This is a genomic window from Lutibacter sp. A64 (genome assembly GCF_022429565.1).
Lineage (GTDB): Bacteria > Bacteroidota > Bacteroidia > Flavobacteriales > Flavobacteriaceae > Lutibacter.
Window position 1 is genome coordinate 1792583 of record NZ_CP092487.1, and the last position, 18917, is coordinate 1811499.

An 18917-nucleotide genomic window follows, 5' to 3' on the forward strand; every position below is an offset into this window, starting at 1 on the left:
TTAAAAGTAAACAAATTAAATATTTTTTAAGCTGGTTTTTTAAATCCATGCGGAACAGGTCTGTAAGTATAATAACTCAACACTTCAATTAAAGCACTTTCTAAAGCCTTATTAATTGGTAAAATTTGATTTCCTAAATTAAAATCAATTTGAGAAAGCTGCATATAATAATCCATAAAAATAGGAATAGAAACTCCATTTTCAATAGCATTAACACCTTTACCATAAGCCTTTGCTTTTCTTTCTTTTATAATTTTACAAGTTGCTAAGCGTAATTTACCATATTTATCTCGGGTTGCAGCATAACCAAAAAGTCGGCAAATTAAACCACGATATTTATAATTTCCACAACTTCCACTTGCATTATCAACTAAAGATAGTGGCAGATAAATAGTACAAATTGTACTTGTTTTTGCTTTTAACTGAACCAATGTTTCTTCTGCTTTTCCATTTAAAAATAAATTAAAAGCCCAAGGTAAAAACTCTAATGGAGAAGCTTCAACATCTAATTTTGTACAACATTTTCCGCAACCTTGTATGCAGTTTATATCAAATTGCGATTTAAAAGTAGAGATTTCGTTTTCAAGACAATTGAATAACGCTTCAACTTGCCTTACTTTACGTTCTACAGACATTTCTGTCTTTTTACGTTAAAATACTTATTAAAATTCATAACGCATTATATTAAAATTAAAGAAAGTGCCAGTTTGTCACTCTGGCTAGTTTGGTATTTTTTTTGACTACTACAATATTATAAAATTAAATTTAATAAAATTAAAAAAATATGGCAACTGGAAATATTAATGTAACTGCGGAGAATATTTTTCCTATTATTAAAAAATTCTTGTATTCGGATCACGAAATATTTTTACGTGAATTAATTTCAAATGCAACAGATGCAACTTTAAAATTAAAACACTTATCTACCTTAGGTGAAATTAAAGGAGATATTGGAAATCCAATCCTTGAAATAAAAGTTGATAAAGAAAAAAAGGAAATTAGAATTATTGACCAAGGAATTGGTATGACAGGTGAAGAAGTTGAAAAATACATTAACCAAGTCGCTTTTTCTGGTGCAGAAGAATTTGTTGAAAAATACAAAGACAAAGTTGAAGATTCTGGTATTATTGGTCATTTTGGTTTAGGTTTCTATTCTTCTTTTATGGTAGCAGAAAGAGTTGAAATATTTACTAAATCTTTTGTAGAAGGCTCTAAAGCTGTACGATGGGAATGTGATGGAAGCCCAAAATACACTTTAGAAGAAACAGACAAAACAGATAGAGGAACAGAAATTGTACTTCATATAGATGAAGATTCTTTAGAATTTTTAGAAGAAAGTAAAATAAACGAACTTTTAAATAAGTATAATAAATTTATGCCTATTCCAATTAAATTTGGAACGCGTGAAGAAAATTTACCTCTACCTGAAGATGCTGATAAAGATGCAAAACCAGAAACAATTACAGTAGATAATATTGTAAACAACCCTACTCCTGCTTGGACAAAAAGTCCTAGTGAATTAAAAGATGAGGATTACAAAGCTTTCTACAGAGAATTGTATCCAATGCAATTTGAAGAACCTTTATTTAACATACATTTAAATGTAGATTACCCATTTAATTTAACAGGTATTTTATACTTCCCTAAATTAAATAAAAGTGTAGATCCTACAAAAGATAAAATACAACTATACCAAAATCAAGTATTTGTAACCGATAATGTAGAAGGAATTGTTCCTGACTTTTTACAAATGTTACGTGGAGTAATAGATTCTCCAGACATTCCTTTAAACGTTTCACGTTCTTACTTACAAGCAGATGGTGCGGTTAAAAAAATCTCAAGCTATATTACACGTAAAGTTGCAGATAAACTAATTAGCTTATTTAAAAATGACAGAAAAGCTTTTGAAGAAAAATGGGATGATATTAAAGTTATTATTGAATACGGAATGCTTTCTGAAGAAAAATTCTTCGAAAAATCTGACAAATTTGCATTGTATCCAACAGTAGATAAAGAGTACTTTACTTTTGAAGAATTAATTGAAAAAATTAAACCTGCGCAAACAGATAAAGATGATAAAACAATTATCCTTTATGCTTCAGATGTTAAAGAACAACATAGTTACATAGATGCTGCAAAAGAAAAAGGATACCAAGTACTATTATTAGACTCACCAATTGTTTCGCATTTAATTCAAAAATTAGAAGGAAGCAAAGAAAATATCCAATTTACCAGAGTTGACGGTGATCATATAGACAACTTAATAAAAAAAGATGAAAATATAATAAGTAAGCTTTCTGACGAAGAAAAAGAAACCTTAAAACCTATTATTGAAGGTGCAATTCCAAAAGAAACTTATACTGTACAATTAGAAGCTATGGATTCTAATGCAAATCCTTTTATGATTACGCAACCAGAGTTTATGCGTAGAATGAAAGAAATGCAAGCTACCGGAGGTGGTGGGATGATGGGAATGGGAAATTTCCCTGAAATGTACAACTTAGTTGTAAATACTAATAATGAGTTGGTAAGTGAAATTTTAAATACAAAAACCAAAAAGAAACAAGAACGTCTTATTCAACAAGCTTTTGACTTGGCAAGACTTTCACAAAACCTTTTAAAAGGTGAAGAACTTACCCAATTTATAAAGCGTAGTTTTCAAATGGTAAAGTAAAAACCTCTAAGAATAAACACTTTAACATAGATTTAATAAATAGCCTCAACTACAATTGAGGCTATTTTTATTATTTTTGTGTTTAATACAACTAAATTTAAAGTAATTGGCATTTTTTTTGCTATTATGTAATTTAAAATCTAACAATGAAGGTTTCATTAAAAATATTTTTCAGTCTTTTATTTATAAATGCAGCAATTAATACAACTTTTGCGCAAGCTGATACTACAAAAATTAAAGACTTTAATAATGAAATTAATACAACTAAAAGCACAAATCAATTAAGAGCAAAATCCTTTGGTTCTAAAGTAAGTCCAAATAATCAAATAGATTTTAATTTAAATAAGCAGTTAAACACTACAGCAATTAACAAGCAATTAAATTCTGCTAAACCCAATAACAATTCTAATTTTTTAATGGAAAACTTACCTGAAGATAAAGATATTATTGGTAAAAAATATTTTAACAACAAAGATGTTACCCATAAAAAACTTAGTAGCGCTTACAGCCTAGGAACTGTAAAAAGCACCACAAAAAGAGTTAAAGTTGAATGCAGAGATTATAGTTACGTAGACGGAGATAGAATTAGAATTTATGTAAATGAACAACTTGTTAGTGATAATATTGGACTTAAAGGTAGTTATTACGTATATTATATCAATTTAGAAGAAGGCTATAATAGAGTCGATTTTCAAGCTATAAATCAAGGTTTCTCCGGCCCAAACACTGCTGAATTAAATTTATATGATGCAAATGGGAACTTAATCTCTTCAAAAGAATGGGCACTTGCAACAGGGGAAAACGCTACTTTAGGAGTACTTTATTACTAATAAAATTATGATATTAGCTGCTTCAGGAATTATTTTAGACAATAAAAAAATACTATTACTTAAACGCTCTAATTATACAGAAAGATACCCTGGATTTTGGGGATGTCCGGGCGGAAGGGCTGAAAAAGGCGAAACCGCGGAACAAAATGTAATTAGAGAAGTAAAAGAAGAGTGTAATTTAGATTTTACACCCACAAAAATTATTAAAACAGGTGTTTGGCAAGGCAAAAAATTCTATCGAATTTTAGGAAATTGGTCTGGTAAAATTAAAATTCAACAAGAAGAAGTTGCTGACTATAATTGGTTTACATTTTCCGAAGCCATAAAACTTGATTTATCTTTTGATTATAAAGAAATTTTAGAAACACTTCGTCAACAAAAATTGCTTTAAACAACAACAAACTAAAACCTAAAGTTATCAAAATATTACATTCGCATAGTGTTCCAAAAGGAATTGAAAAAGTAAGATTACAAGAGTACGCTCCAAAAATTTTTAATGCTTACATTCCTTCAAATAGTGGTGTAAAAAAAGCTATAAAAAAAGGTAGGGTTTTAGTTGACAATGAGATTGCAAAAACTGCAACATGGATAAGTTTTGGTCAAGTTATAAAATTAATTGAAGACCCAAATAAGCAACCAAAAGTATATAAATTTAATTTAGAAATTGTTTTTGAAGACGAACATATTGCTGTAATAAATAAGCCTGCAGGAATTACTGTTAGCGGTAATAAGTTTAAAACTATTGCAAATGCATTACTTTATAATCTCAGAAAAAGCACACAGTTAGATACGCTTACAATTCCAACCCCTATACATAGATTAGATAACCAAACCTCTGGTATTTTGTTAATAGCAAAAACCAAAACTGCCCAAATAGAACTTGGAAAACAATTTAAAAATCAAACAATAAAAAAACAATACAACGCTATTGTTATTGGTAAAACATCTACAAGTAAAACCATAAACACACCAATAGAAGAAAAACCTTCAATAACTAATTTTGAAGCAACAAACACCGTTAATTCTCTAAAATTCAAAACACTAACAGCTATAAAAGCGTTTCCAAAAACAGGAAGAACACATCAAATAAGAATACATATGGCTAGTATTGGAAATCCCATTTTAGGAGATAAGTTATATGGAAATCCAGCAACTATTCACAAAGGAAAAGGATTGTTTTTATGTGCATCTAAAATTACTTTTATACACCCTTCAACTAAACTACAAACAACAATAAAAATAAATTTACCTCAAAAATTCACTTCAATATTAACTAGAGAAGAAAGGCGTTGGAAAAGTTACAACACCCCTAAACTTTAACTAACATTAAATTAAACTTGTATGACTTTATTATGCAAACAAATCGTTTAAAGTTTTAGCCAATCTAATTCCAGCAACTTGTAACTGATTTCTAGCTAAATCAAAATAATCATACATATATCTATAACCTAATTTATCTCCAGGTTTAACAGAAGCGTAGACTTTAATTGCTTGTTGCTGAGTTTCATTTGCCCAATCTACAACAGTTCCTTTTTGCAAATATTTTAGTTGTTCTTTTGAAATTTTATTCGCATTTTTAGCCAATTCTGTGTAAGTCATATTATATTGGTTAATCATACCAGAATCCCAAAGCTTATGAAGATTTGTTCCTTCATGAAACCATCGTACTTGTATTGTATTTCCTCCTTTGTCTTCTGATTTACCAACGTGCATTGGCTGGTGTAAATCACCAATAAGATGCACTAACATTTTTAAATAAAACACCTTATCTTCTTTACTAGATGCATCATCTAAAAGTACTTCTTTGCATTTTAATATTCCAGACACCACATCTCCATCTGGATTTTTTTCAGAATCTTCATATTTAACATCTAAAGGCATATTTATATAATGCCAAGAATTAAACTTATCATACTTCTTATCAGATTTTATATCATCTCCAAAAGTTGAAACCAATGCCAAGCTTTCTCCATTTAGCAATTCTGCAATTTTTCGTTTTGTTTTTGGTTTTAAATAACTTTCAGCTATTTCTCCAATAGTTCTATGGCCAGTTGCACCCCAAATAGGATTTAAAGCATTTACATTTAAAGAACCAAATAAAAATACAATTAGTAGAAAACTAAATCTCATTATTTTCATTATTATTTTTTTTCAAATATAAAAATAATTGTTTGTTTAAAACTTTTAAATATTAAAAAAAATAATATATCTTTATGATATTATTTTAATATCATTTTAAACGCAAAACAATGACACTCGAAAAAACAAAAAAAATCTCTAGCGGTTATTTTATGCTACTGCTGTTAGTTATACTTGTTACCTTATTTGTAATAGGTATCTTACAAAGCAACCCCTATTTTATAATTTCTTCAATTCTTTTAATAATTGCAATTATTCCAGGGTTTATACTTGTAAATCCAAATACATCAAAAGTATTATTGCTCTTTGGTAAATACATTGGCACTATTAAAGAAAATGGTTTTTTTTGGGCAAATCCATTATACAAACAAAGAACCATCTCTTTAAGAGCCAGTAATTTTGATAGCGAACGTGTTAAAGTAAATGATAAACTTGGAAACCCAATTATGATTAGTACCATTGCTGTTTGGAAAGTAAAAGACACTTATAAAGCCGCATTTGAAGTTGATAATTATGAAAATTTTGTGCGCGTACAATCTGATGCTGCAGTAAGAAAATTAGCAAGTTTATACCCATATGATAATTTTGAAGATGATGGAAAAACTGAAGAAATTACTTTAAGAGCAAGTGTAAATGAAGTTAGTGAAGCTTTAGAAAAAGAACTTTCTGAACGTTTAAACATGGCTGGAATAGAAGTTTTAGAAGCACGAATTGGTTATTTAGCCTATGCGCAAGAAATTGCAAGTGCCATGTTAAAACGCCAACAAGCAACTGCAATTATTTCAGCTAGACATAAAATTGTTGAAGGTGCAGTTAGCATGGTAGAAATGGCTTTAGATAAATTAAATGAAAATAAAATTGTTGAATTAGATGAAGAAAGAAAGGCTGCCATGGTAAGTAATTTAATGGTTGTACTTTGCTCAGACAAAGACACTACTCCTATTGTAAATACAGGAACTTTAAACCATTAAAACAAGTACTACAAAAATAGATTTTGATTAAAATTTTTAAATTTATTTCAGTACCTTAAAAACTTGAAATCCTAAATTAATTTAAAGTATGAAAGTCTTTACCGAAAAACAAAAATTCAATCAATCCTTCGTCTATATAGGAATATCTCTCTGTCTAATAATTGTTGTTGCTTCAATAATATACGAATGGAAAAGATTTGCTAATGAAAGCCTAGGAGAGCAAATTGCAGCAATTATGGGACTCATAATTATACTTTTAGTAATTGTACTTTTCACTTTACTTAAACTAGAAACCAAAATTGATGAATATGGCATTAAGTATAAATTTTACCCTTTTCACCGCTCTTTTAAATACATACCATGGTCTTCTATTTCAAAATGCTACATAAGAGAATACAGCCCTATTTTAGAATATGGCGGTTGGGGATTAAAGAGTAGTTTTAAAAAAAATATAGGGAATTCTTATACAACAAGAGGTTCTATTGGTTTACAATTAGTACTTAAAAATGGAAAAAAAATACTTATCGGAACTCAAAAAAAAGAAGAATTAGAACGCGCTTTAACTGTATATAAACATAAATTAGAAACTAATGACTTATAAAATTACAACATTTTTAATCTTTTTCATCTCTGTTTTAACAGTTGCGCAAGAAAAAAACTACACAGAATTAGAAGTTAGCATACCTACTAACTCTGTAACAATTAATGGCACATTACTAACACCAAACACTTCAGAAAAAAAACCTCTGGTGATAATAATTCCAGGATCTGGACCAACAGATAGAGATGGCAACAATGCAATGATGAAAAATAATTCATTAAAATTTTTAGCAGAAGCATTAACCGCAAAAAGTATTGCAACGTATAGATATGATAAAAGTGCACTTTCTTATACAAAAGAAGAAATAGAAAAAATAGACACTCTAACTTTTGATACTTTTATTTATGAAGCTAAAAGAGTAATAGATTATTTTAAAAACACTGAAATGTATTCAAAAATAATAGTTGCTGGCCATAGCCAAGGAAGTTTAGTTGGCATGATAGCTTCACAAAATAAAGTTGACGGATTTATCTCTATAGAAGGTGCTGGAAGAAGCATTGATGAAGTTTTAGTAGAGCAAATAGAGTTACAAGCTCCCTTTTTAAAAGATGAAACTCAAAAAATTGTAATTGAACTAAAAAAAGGCAATACTGTTGACAAATTTAACCCTATGTTAATTTCACTTTTCAACAAACAAATACAACCTTTTTTAATGTCTTGGATGCAATACAATCCACAAGAAGAAATAGCAAAATTAGCTATTCCAATATTAATAATTAATGGTTCTAAAGACATACAAGTAAAAATTGTAGATGCAGAACTATTACACAAGGCTGCTCCAAAATCTGAATTATTTATTGTTGAAAATATGAACCATATTTTTAAAGAAATAAAAGGAGATTTAAATGAAAATATGCAATCTTATAACGATTCTAAATTACCAATTATGCTAAATTTTTCAGATAAAATAAGCACCTTTGCAAAAGATTTAAAATAAATTATGTCTAAGAAAAAAGCATTTGCGCTAAGAATAAATGAAGATATACTCAAAGCAATTGAAAAATGGGCAGCAGATGAATTTCGTTCTACAAACGGACAGCTAGAATGGATGTTAAATAAATGCCTAAAAGACGCTAAACGAATTCCGAAAAACAATAATAACAAAAATAATGTATAAAATTACAGTCACAAAAAACGAAAACCCACTTCTAAATGAAGTTATAGTCTCTAACAAAGCTCTTAATTTTGAAAGTAGTATTTTTCCTAATTTAGGCGCTTCATTACAAAAATTAAATTGTAATAATATTGAATTAATAGATGGAATTTCACCTGATTCTAACGGATTAGAAACCTATAAAAGCAAATATAATTCAGCAATATTATTTCCATTTCCAAATAGAATTACAAATGGAACTTATCAATTTGAAAATAAAAATTACAGCCTAGAAATCAATGAAATCGCTCTAAACAATAGACTACACGGTTTAGTATTTAACCAAAGTTTTAGCATAAAAGAACAAATTGTTACTGAAAAAAACGCTAAAATAGTCTTCAACTATAAGTACAACGGAGATATTGCTGGCTTTCCATTTCCATATAATTTAGAACTTACATACACATTTACAAAAGACAATGTAAACCTAAATTTTGAAGTATTAAACGAAGGAAAAACAGCCTTTCCGTTTGGTTTTGGGTGGCACCCATATTTTAAAGTTTCTAATTTAAAAGAAAGCACATTAGATTTTGAAGCAAAAACTCAATATTTAGTGGATAAAAATATGATTCCAACAGATGAAACACCTCTAAAATTTGAAACTCCACTACTTATTGAAGATACATTTTTGGACGACTGTTTTATTACAGAAAAATCTAGCACTTCATTAAAAACAGACGCATACAATATAGCTATAGATTTCTCATCAAAGAAACCAACTAGTTTTTTACAAGTATATACACCAGATACTAGAGATTGTATTGCCATTGAACCAATGACTTGCGCTCCAAATAGTTTTAACAATAAAAATGGCTTACTTACTTTAGAAGCTGATCAAAAATATACTTGGACAGTAGATTTAAACTATTCTATTTAAATAAACATCTTCTCAAATATAACTATTAAAATTGTTAAAATAATATTTTTCAAACCTAACAGGTTTTAAAAGCCTGTTAGGCTTAACAACTTAACTAAGTAATTAAGCTATCATTTTATAAATAAAACCGCCATATAAAGCAATTAAGATAAGACCTTCTTTCCAACTCAATTTCATTTTTACAGGTGCAAAAACCAATGGAAGTACTAAAAGTGACACACCAAGCATCCAATAAATATCGCTAGTTAACAAACCTTGATCTTTTACGGTAACTGGAGTAATTATAGAAGTTATTCCTAAAACAGCTAAAATATTAAACACATTAGAACCAATTAAATTTCCTAAAGAAATTGCTTTTTCCTTTTTTAGTATAGCAATAACTGAAGCAGCTAATTCAGGTATACTTGTACCAACCGAAACAATTGTAACACCAATAACACGCTCACTAACATTAAATTTAGTTGCTAAACCAACAGCACCATCAATTAACAATTCTGAGCCTCCCCAAAGTGCAACACCACCAATTACTAAAAATAACACATCTTTGTAAAGCGGCAATTCCTCATTATCATCTGGTAAATCTTCAATAACAGCAGGTTTTTGAAATTTTAATAAATAAAATAAAAAAACTACAAGCATTAAAAATAATATAATTCCTTCATATCTTACCAAAACACCATCAAAAGCTATAAAGCCATAAAGTAATAATGAAGAAAGCATCATTACAGGCCAATCTGTTTTATAAAAACTTTTTTCAACACTAATTGTTGAAATTAAAATAGTGATTGCTAAAACCAATCCTAAATTTGCAATATTAGAACCAATAACATTTCCAAGTGCTAAATCTGCGTAACCATCTAAAGCCGATTTTACACTCACAATTAACTCTGGAGCAGAAGTTGCAAAGGAAACTACCGTCATACCAATTACAATCTTTGGTATTTCTAAACGTAAAGAAAACCCAACTGCAGCTTTTAACAACCAATTTCCTCCCAATATTAATATCACCAATCCAACAACAATAAACAGTAAATTCATAAAAAATATTTTGTGCAAATATAACAGAAATAAAATCGTAAAGAATGAAGTTTTAAAATTTGAACAACTTAAAATTTAGTTAAATAACTATTTATTTAGTTGTACAACTAAATAAATAGTTTATATTTGACTTATAATTTCAAAAAATATGGAAAAACTCACCAATAAAGAAGAAGAAATAATGCAGGTTTTGTGGAAGTTAAAAAAAGCTTTTGTTAAAGAAGTTGTTGCCGAATTACCTAAACCTAAACCACATTACAACACCGTTTCTACAGTTATTAGAAAAATGGAGGATAAAGGTTTTATAAAACATGAAGCTTTTGGAAATACGCACCGCTACTATCCTATAATTTCAAAAGAAGACTACAGAAAAGGCTACTTTTCAAATGCTATTCAAAATTATTTTGAAAATTCTTATAAAAATGTGGTATCATTTTTTGCAAAAGAAGAAAAAATTAGCACGGATGAATTGCGAGAAATTATTAAACTAATTGAAAACAAAAAATAATGGAATTTTTACTTAAAGCAAGCGGATTAATAACCACTCTATTTCTATTTTATATTGTATTTTTAAAAAATGATACTTTTTATAAATCAATTCGTCATTATTTTTTGTTAGGACTTTTATGCTCTTTAGCAATTCCTTTTATAGAAATTCCAATCTATGTAGAACAAGCTATCAATAATTTTAACACAACAAACATAGCTACTACAGTAAATATTGTAAATTCTCCAGAAGAAGAAAGTTTTAATTGGTTATTAATAACTCCAATTATTTATGCAATTGGAGTATTATTTTTTAGCATCAAATTTATAATTCAAATAGTTTCATTACTTTATTTAATTTATAAGAATGAAGTTTCTAAACAAAATAATTTCTATTATGTAAAAACTGAAAGAGACATTAGCCCTTTTTCTTTTTTCAACTATATTGTTTACAATCCAACTAGTTACAATCAACAAGAATTAGAACAAATTATCAACCATGAAAAAGTTCATGTAAATCAACTACACAGCTTAGACACCATTTTAACGCATTTAGTTGTAATACTTTTATGGTTCAATCCATTTGCATGGCTTTATAAAAAAATTGTATTACAAAACTTAGAATTTTTAGCAGACAAGCAAGCTATTCAGACCTCAAAAAACATAGAACTTTACCAACATACACTTCTTAAAACAAGTGGAAATACTTATTACACAGCCTTAACCAATAATTTTTACAATTCATTAATAAAAAAACGCATTATGATGTTACATAAAACACCTTCAAAAAAATTAAACCAATGGAAATATGCATTGTTAATTCCGGTAATAATTGCATTTATTGCTACATTTAATACTAAAACCGTAGCGCAAGAGAAAAAACTAACAGAAATTGAAAATATAGATAAACTGGAAGTAAAATTAAAATTAGATAAAGATACTGACAGTAAAACATTAAAAGAAGAAGCTTCTTTTTTCAAAAAAGAATTTGATGCTGATATTTCTTTTAAAAGCATAAAACGAAATAAAGAAAATGAAATTACTTCTATTAAAATAACTTCAAAATACAAATCTAATTCTACAGTTTTTGTAAGAAAAAGCGACAAGCCTATTTCTCCTATAATTATAACTTATAATTCAGAAATTGATAAAATAAATATTGGAGATGCCAGTAATGAAGATCCAGAAAGTGCTTACTCAAAAAACAAAAGAATTCATGAGAAACACAAAAAGATTCATGAGAAAATTAAAATATCAAATAACTTAAACACTTCAAAAATAAATAGCGACACTTTAATAGTTGAGAATAATAAATTTATAATAAATAAAATTGATGATAATAATATAGAGGTTGAAGTAACTGAAACAGAAGATTCAGATAAAAAAAATACAATAAAAGTTACTAATACAATCTTTATTTCTGATGAAGGTGAAGAAACTAAAATTGATCTGGATAAAATTAATGCTAGTGAAAATACTTATATTATTGAAAGTGATGATGCAAAAGGACATAAAATTAAAACCTACACTATCAATAACGAAAGCTCAATAATTAATGAAAAAGAAAAACCAAAAGTATTTGTTAATGGTAAAGAAACTTCTTATGAAAATATTGAAAAAATATCACCAGACAATATCAAATCAATTTCTGTTCTAAAAGATGATTCTGCAATTAAAAAGTATGGTGAAAAAGCTAAAAACGGAGTGATAGAAATAACAACAAAAGAAAATTACAGAGTTCTAATTAATACTGATGAAAAAGAAATTTCAACAAATTTAAATAGAATTGCTGATGATAATAAACCATTGGTATTAGTTAACGGCAAAGAAATATCTACAGAAGAAATGAAAGATCTAGATCCAGATACAATTAAATCTATGAATGTTATTAAAAATGTAAATGCCACTAAAAAATATGGTGAGAGAGGTGAAAATGGAGTTATAGAAATAACATTAAAAGAATAATAATTAAATAAAATTTTATCAACCTCTTTTTTAAATTAAAAAAGAGGTTTTTTTTATTCAAAAAAATGCAAATTATATTTTATACTACTTTTAAACATAAAAACTCCTTAACATTTTAAAAAAGCGTAAAAAACACCCTTTAAATACTTACATATTTTAAATAAAAAAATTAATTTAATTACACTTAACAACTTAGTTATAGTATTAAAATAAAAACAATAAATTAAAAGTATTTTTTAATTGATAAATGAAAGGTAATCATATAAATAGCAATTAAAATTATTGCAAATAGCTTTTAATTCTTCATATCTTCTTTTAAGAATTAATTCAAATACTATTTATTAACCTTTAAAACTAACCCATATGTTATCAATTTTCGCATTTCTTACAACGTTAATACTAACAATTATTAACTATTTATTAAACTTATAAAACACTAATTACACCAATGTATTTAATAGCATTTGTTTAAAATAAGCTAAGAAACTTTCCCACACTTCTGTGGGATTTGTTTTTTATGTACATTTACAATATGAAAAAACAACTCTTTAAATTTGTTGCAAAAATCAATAAAATTGTATTGCCAAGCCTTGCTAAAACAGGTCTAGATGTGGCAAAAGCAAAGAAATGGCAGTTAGCAATTATTGGTTGGAGATATTTTGTTACAAAAAATAGTTTGTAAATAATTAAAAAGTATTATATTTGCACCCGCAAAACGGCCTCGTGGCGCAACTGAATAGCGCATCTGATTACGGCTCAGAAGGTTACAGGTTTGAATCCTGTCGAGGTCACTAAAGCTTAGTGCTTTTAACCCTAAATCCTTGTAAATCTTATGGTTTACAAGGATTTTTTATTTTTTGAACAACATATAATTTGATTTAATTTCATATATTTGGTCAACAAATCGGTCAACAAAATATTATGCGGTCAACATTGTTGACCAGATGACCAAAACCATAGTTGATTTGACTTTCGTCTTAAACAAAGTATAACTTTAAAAAAGACAACAACTATGAAAACATCAACCACCTTTTCAATCCTTATTTGGATTAATGCTTCACGTGCCAAAAACAATGAAGCTGATTTATTTGCAAGAATTACTGTGAACCAAAAACGTGCAAATATTAGTTTAAAAAGAAAAGTTAATATTAAATCTTGGGACAAATCAAAATCTAGATTAAAAGGAAACAGTGCAAATGCCCGAAAAGAAAATCAATATATCGAACAAGTAAAAGCCAAACTGCATAAAATTCATATTGATTTAGTCAATCAAGAAAAATTTATTACAGCCCAGCTAATCAAATCAACCTATCTAGGCGAAGGAGAAAATCATAAAACCCTTCAAAATTTGATTGATTATCATTCCAATAAAATTAAAAACGTGCTAGCCCCTGGTTCGATAAGAAACTACGGAATCACAGAAAATTATATTTCAAAGTTTCTAGACCAAAAAAGAAGAACAAATGATATATATTTAAAGGAGCTAGATTATAAGTTTATATGTGATTTTGAAAATTTCCTTCACAGCTATTGGCCAGAAGGTCATCCAAAAGCAATGGGCCAAAATACGGTAATGAAACACATTCAAAGACTACGTAAAATGGTCACCTTAGCTTACCATTTAGAATGGTTACAAAAAGATCCTTTTATTAGATGGAAACCAACATTTAAAAAAACAGAACGTCAATTTTTATCTGCAAATGAATTATCAAATATTGAAAACTACCACTTCCCTATTGAAAGACTTGATAGAGTACGAGATTTATTTGTTTTTAGCTGTTATACCGGTATAAGCTATATAGACATTATGCAATTAACTAAAGAAAATATTCATTTAGGAATTGATAGAAACAACTGGATTATAACCAAACGTCAAAAAACGAAAACACCCGTAAAAATCCCCTTACTAGAAAAAGCACAAGCAATAATCAATAAATATAAAAACCATCCTATCACACAAGTAAGTGAATCATTATTGCCTATTATAACCAATGAAAAACTAAATTTCTATTTAAAAGAAGTTGCACTTGCCTGTGGCATCAAAAAGAACCTAACATTCCATATGGCACGGCATACATTTGCAACAACCGTAACTTTAACAAACGGAGTTCCAATAGAAACCGTATCAAAATTATTAGGACACACAAAAATCGCTACTACGCAAATTTACGCAAGGGTAATTGAACGAAAAGTAAGTGAAGACATGAATGCTTTAAAAGCAATTTTAGATAAAAATAAAACTAAAAAAAATGAAAATAAAGCTGTAAATTAATTAGGGGTTACTATTTAATAACTATTGAATCAGGAGTTTAGGAACTTTTTGTTATTTTTAAGCATTGGAAAAGAGTTATAATTCCCCTCATTATGTCAAAAATTGTAAAAATTATCGAACAATTCGATGCGTCTATTAATGAAATTGATAAATCAAATCTAAATCTATTAAATAGTTTAAATTTAAAAATCAAAATAAATCAAAATTGTTTAGTTGTACTTCGCAAAGAAGTAAAACAAAAAGGTTTCTCTTCTCAAAAATCAGAAATAACCTTTTTTAAAAATCAAAAACCCTATATTAAGGGGAGACTTAAATTTTATCTTGCTTTAAACGATTATTATTTAGGTAAGCCTGCAGGTGAAAAATCAAAAATCCGAAAATATATAAACCTTAAATTAAGTGAGATTTCAAATGAAAATTGCAAATACAATGGATTTAGAAATTATATAAAATTAGAAAAATCATATAAAGACAACTTGTATTTTCTTAGAATACCTAATCAACTTGAATTATTAATTGAAGACACACCACTCAATAATCCAAATATTTTCGAGGACCCAGATTTTTGTACATCTAGAGATCATCTTGTAGCTATGATTGTTAAAAATGATTTACTCTGTCAGTTTTTCACAAATGAATTAGAGATTAATAAAAAGAAAAATTCTAAACCATTAATACAAGAAGTGCAAAGTATTAAAATTCCTTGGACAGGTACTAAAACAGAATTAGTAGAATTATTATTTGCATCAAATGCAGAAGGTTCAATAGGCAATGGTAATTTAAGTTTAAAAGAAATAAAAGAAATTTGCATTAATAATTTTGGAGTAGATCCGGGTAATATTTATCAAATAGTAGATCAAATAACAACTAGAAAAGGCAATCCAATAAAATTTATCGATAGATTGAAAACTTCACTATCAAATGAAATTAATAATTTTTTAAAGAAAGGTAAATAACTATACTGCAGTATGTTATATTTATTTTTTTATTAGTAATTATTACTGTTAAAAAAATATACCCTAAAAATAAACAGAATATTACCTTTATTTCAAGAGTGTATTTTAAAAAAAATATTAAAAATCATTTTTTAAAAAAATCCATAAAAAAAAGTGAAAAATAAGCATCACAATATCAGGATGATAGCTTGTTTTGATACTCCTTTTTTTATTACTTAATAAAAACTAATATTTTTTCTCATCATAACTTTTCAGCTTTGCAGAACGAAAGTCAAATCGCTATAAACAAATTATTAACCTAAAAAAAAGTTGAAAAAATGGCAGCAGAAATTATTACAACAGATGATCTCCGAGAATTCAAAATTGAACTACTAAATGAGTTTGAAAAACTATTAGAAAAAACAACGGCATCAGGAACAAAAAAGTACTTAAAATCTGGTGACTTAATGAAAATGCTAAAAGTAAGTTCAGGAACACTCCAAACGTTAAGAATCAACGGAACCCTACCCTACACAAAAATTGGAGGAATCATTTTTTACGACGCTGATGAAATCTCAAAAGTGATGAAAGAAAACCGGGCTCATAATTAAATTTCAAGTCTTATGAATTACATCAAACACCTCAACGGAGTTATGCTCCAATTTTCAAAAGACAACCGCTTAAATCCAACACATATAAGCTTGTATTTAGCTTTATTCCAGTTTTGGAACTACAATCGTTTTCCGAATGAATTTTATATCAATCGCGAAGAAATCATGAAGTTTTCTAAAATCGGTTCAAATACAACATACCACCGTTGCATAAAAGAGCTAAGTCATTGGAAATATATTCTTTACAGTCCATCTCACAATCCATACAAAGGCAGTAAAGTGAAGTTGTTTAATTTCAGTACAAGCGATAAAAAAGCTATGTATTTAGACTATCCCATAAATGAACAAGCACTGGTATCTAATATAAACATTAATAAACATAATATAAACTTTATTAAACTAGAGGCAATCGCAAAAGAAAAATTGATTTTAGATTTTTTTAAAAAAGAAAAATATCCAGAATTGGAAGCCAAAAAATTTTTCAATCATTACCAGGGAATCGGATGGAAAGTTGGAGGGAAATCAGCAATGGTAGATTGGCAGGCAACCGCCAGAAGTTGGATGCTAAAATCCGAAGAAATGAAATTAAAATCTCAAGGAAAATCGAAAGCACAAAACAATCCAAACGCTTTACCACTTGACCATTTTTACGACAACCTCCACGTCAACCAAAACAAACGCTATGATGAACCTCTTTGAATTTTCCGTTGAAGCCAAACGACCTATTTGAATTTCTGTAGCAATTCAAATTTTAGTAGCGGCTAAGCATCCAAAGAGCGCAGCGGTCTGGATGCGATAGCGGATAAAATGCAAGAATTCAAAGAAATTAAAATCAGTCTTGACTTTTTTGTTTCGTTTTTGTGTCAAGACAAAAATGAAAAGAACACAAAAGAAACCTAAAAACAAACTTCTAGAACTTAAAGAAATGGATGAAACAAAAAAATGAAAGAATACCAAAAGAATTTCAAATTTTCATTTCAACAATCAGAGTTGAATAGAACCAAAAAGAAAAAAACTATGAACCCACAACCTCACATAAAAACCGAAGGAACCTCAAAATTCCAAATAGGAGAAATTATCGACAACACCGTTCATTACGATTTCGAAAAAATAAAAACCTACCTCAACATCAAAGGGCATCTACTCTTTGGGAAAAATTTTAGAATCTACAAAGAAGACGAACCACTACTTTTCAAACTCTGTTGCTATTTCATCCAGGATCATTACAGCTGTGCCCAAATGGGAATCGACACCAATAAAGGAATATTGCTATCAGGACCCGTAGGATGTGGTAAAACATCGCTAATGAAGCTACTCCCCTACTTAGCACCACACAAAACCAACTACGAGCTCATTCCAACACGCAACATCGTTTTCAATTTCAATACCAAAGGATTCGAAACCCTGGAAAAGTTCAACGACACCAAAAACTATTGTTTTGACGACCTAGGTGTTGAACCAGACGGTTCACACTATGCCAAAGAATGCAATGTAATGGGTGAAATACTTTTATCGCGTTACGATCAATTTACCCAAGCAAATCAAAGCCTTAGTCCAAGTCTTAGTCTTAGTCATAGTTCAAGTCAAAGCCTTAGTCTTAGTCAACGTCTTAGTCACACCAAAACCCACCTAACCACCAACCTCAACGCAAAAGAATTAGAAAAAAGATACGGAAGTCGTGTTAGAAGCCGATTAAGACAAATGATGAACGTTATAGCATTTGATTCAAATTCCAAAGATAAAAGACTGTAGTTCATCATTCACGAAAACCAAAACAAATAAAAAAGGGTTGAGTAATGTTCAATCTCCTTAGCTTCAATGTAAATTCAAAAGACAAAAGAAAATAGTTTTTTATCCGTACCCTGGAATAAATTAAGGGTCTTTCCAAAAACCACTAATTGTCAAACTGAGCTTGTTGAAGTGTTGATTCAGCACCTCAATACTAAGGTTTCCCGTAACAAAATTCACTTTAAAATCCAGTAATTAGAGAAACACGAAAAACTATAAAAAAACCACCTCCAGCAGTATTTTTGTAAACCACCTGTAACACAGAACCTCCCCAAGTCCAAGTCTTCGTCTTCGTCTTCGTCTTCGTCCAAGTCTTAGTCTTAGTCTAAGTCTTAGTCTTAGTCAACGTCAACCTCCTATTTCAGCACCTCAACAATACGGAATCCCGTAACAAAATTTACTTTAAAATCCGGTAATTTGAGAAACCAACAAAATAAAACCCACCTCCAAAAATTGCTATGTAAAATAAAAGAGGTGGGTTAAAAAAATTGCTATGAAATGAGCTTTACGCTCGAAGATTATTTTTACTAAAATTACTTTTAGCGAATTCAAGCTGTACCATAAAAAAAATAAAATG

General features: G+C 28.5%; 20 protein-coding genes and 1 tRNA gene. 18 read left to right on the forward strand and 3 right to left on the reverse strand.

The features are described from left to right. Positions 1–26: 26 nt before the first annotated feature. Positions 27–635 (reverse strand): YkgJ family cysteine cluster protein, encoded by a 609-nt coding sequence (locus MKD41_RS07550; protein WP_240244822.1) that lies wholly within the window; start codon positions 633–635, stop codon positions 27–29. A 149-nt stretch (positions 636–784) separates the two neighbouring features. Here MKD41_RS07550 and htpG point away from each other — a divergent pair, with 149 nt between their 5' ends. From htpG to MKD41_RS07570, 4 genes are all read left to right on the forward strand, one after another. Next, positions 785–2674, forward strand: a complete 1890-nt coding sequence (gene htpG, locus MKD41_RS07555; RefSeq protein WP_240244823.1) for a molecular chaperone HtpG — start codon at positions 785–787, stop codon at positions 2672–2674. Positions 2675–2820: 146 nt separating this feature from the next. Beyond that, complete coding sequence (locus tag MKD41_RS07560) at positions 2821–3504, forward strand: hypothetical protein (RefSeq protein WP_240244824.1); 684 nt, start codon at positions 2821–2823, stop codon at positions 3502–3504. A 7-nt stretch (positions 3505–3511) separates the two neighbouring features. Next, a complete protein-coding gene (locus tag MKD41_RS07565) occupies positions 3512–3895 on the forward strand; it encodes an NUDIX hydrolase (protein ID WP_240244825.1) in 384 nt (127 codons plus the stop codon). 98 nt (positions 3896–3993) lie between these two features. After that, a complete protein-coding gene (locus MKD41_RS07570) occupies positions 3994–4824 on the forward strand; it encodes an RluA family pseudouridine synthase (RefSeq protein WP_256451683.1) in 831 nt (276 codons plus the stop codon). 30 nt (positions 4825–4854) lie between these two features. Here the strand turns inward: MKD41_RS07570 and MKD41_RS07575 are convergent, their stop codons facing one another. Further along, a complete protein-coding gene (locus MKD41_RS07575) occupies positions 4855–5643 on the reverse strand; it encodes a S1/P1 nuclease (RefSeq protein ID WP_371824290.1) in 789 nt (262 codons plus the stop codon). 110 nt (positions 5644–5753) lie between these two features. Here MKD41_RS07575 and MKD41_RS07580 point away from each other — a divergent pair, with 110 nt between their 5' ends. From MKD41_RS07580 to MKD41_RS07600, 5 genes are all read left to right on the forward strand, one after another. Further along, a complete protein-coding gene (locus MKD41_RS07580; RefSeq protein ID WP_240244826.1) occupies positions 5754–6614 on the forward strand; it encodes an SPFH domain-containing protein in 861 nt (286 codons plus the stop codon). A gap of 88 nt (positions 6615–6702) precedes the next feature. Then, positions 6703–7215 carry a hypothetical protein gene (locus MKD41_RS07585; RefSeq protein WP_240244827.1) on the forward strand — a complete coding sequence of 171 codons (513 nt, stop codon included), beginning with the start codon at positions 6703–6705 and terminating at the stop codon, positions 7213–7215. Next, a complete protein-coding gene (locus MKD41_RS07590; protein WP_240244828.1) occupies positions 7205–8152 on the forward strand; it encodes an alpha/beta hydrolase family protein in 948 nt (315 codons plus the stop codon). Before MKD41_RS07585 ends, MKD41_RS07590 begins: the two co-directional genes overlap by 11 nt. A gap of 3 nt (positions 8153–8155) precedes the next feature. Beyond that, on the forward strand, positions 8156–8332 hold the full coding sequence (locus MKD41_RS07595) for an Arc family DNA binding domain-containing protein (protein ID WP_240244829.1): 177 nt from the start codon (positions 8156–8158) through the stop codon (positions 8330–8332). Next, positions 8325–9245, forward strand: a complete 921-nt coding sequence (locus MKD41_RS07600; protein WP_240244830.1) for an aldose 1-epimerase — start codon at positions 8325–8327, stop codon at positions 9243–9245. Before MKD41_RS07595 ends, MKD41_RS07600 begins: the two co-directional genes overlap by 8 nt. 102 nt (positions 9246–9347) lie before the next feature. On the opposite strand, the gene MKD41_RS07605 is transcribed toward MKD41_RS07600, so the two are convergent. Beyond that, a complete protein-coding gene (locus MKD41_RS07605; RefSeq protein WP_240244831.1) occupies positions 9348–10283 on the reverse strand; it encodes a calcium/sodium antiporter in 936 nt (311 codons plus the stop codon). Positions 10284–10431: 148 nt separating this feature from the next. Here MKD41_RS07605 and MKD41_RS07610 point away from each other — a divergent pair, with 148 nt between their 5' ends. From MKD41_RS07610 to MKD41_RS07650, 9 genes are all read left to right on the forward strand, one after another. Beyond that, positions 10432–10791: a BlaI/MecI/CopY family transcriptional regulator gene (locus MKD41_RS07610; protein WP_240244832.1), complete on the forward strand. Its 360-nt coding sequence runs from the start codon at positions 10432–10434 to the stop codon at positions 10789–10791. Further along, positions 10791–12734 (forward strand): M56 family metallopeptidase, encoded by a 1944-nt coding sequence (locus tag MKD41_RS07615; RefSeq protein ID WP_240244833.1) that lies wholly within the window; start codon positions 10791–10793, stop codon positions 12732–12734. The genes MKD41_RS07610 and MKD41_RS07615 overlap by 1 nt, the downstream gene beginning before the upstream one ends. 532 nt (positions 12735–13266) lie before the next feature. Next, positions 13267–13416, forward strand: a complete 150-nt coding sequence (locus tag MKD41_RS07620) for an SsrA-binding protein (RefSeq protein WP_240244834.1) — start codon at positions 13267–13269, stop codon at positions 13414–13416. A 35-nt stretch (positions 13417–13451) separates the two neighbouring features. After that, positions 13452–13525: transfer RNA gene (locus MKD41_RS07625), tRNA-Arg, on the forward strand. A 221-nt stretch (positions 13526–13746) separates the two neighbouring features. Continuing rightward, complete coding sequence (locus tag MKD41_RS07630; RefSeq protein WP_240244835.1) at positions 13747–15006, forward strand: site-specific integrase; 1260 nt, start codon at positions 13747–13749, stop codon at positions 15004–15006. A 92-nt stretch (positions 15007–15098) separates the two neighbouring features. Beyond that, positions 15099–15962 carry an RteC domain-containing protein gene (locus tag MKD41_RS07635; RefSeq protein ID WP_240244836.1) on the forward strand — a complete coding sequence of 288 codons (864 nt, stop codon included), beginning with the start codon at positions 15099–15101 and terminating at the stop codon, positions 15960–15962. A 317-nt stretch (positions 15963–16279) separates the two neighbouring features. Further along, complete coding sequence (locus MKD41_RS07640) at positions 16280–16552, forward strand: helix-turn-helix domain-containing protein (protein WP_240244837.1); 273 nt, start codon at positions 16280–16282, stop codon at positions 16550–16552. Between the two features lie 12 nt (positions 16553–16564). Beyond that, the gene (locus MKD41_RS07645) at positions 16565–17251 is read left to right on the forward strand and encodes a hypothetical protein (RefSeq protein ID WP_240244838.1); all 687 of its coding nucleotides are present in this window, start codon (positions 16565–16567) and stop codon (positions 17249–17251) included. A gap of 318 nt (positions 17252–17569) precedes the next feature. Then, positions 17570–18304 carry an ATPase gene (locus MKD41_RS07650; RefSeq protein WP_240245019.1) on the forward strand — a complete coding sequence of 245 codons (735 nt, stop codon included), beginning with the start codon at positions 17570–17572 and terminating at the stop codon, positions 18302–18304. The last annotated feature ends 613 nt before the right edge of the window (positions 18305–18917 follow it).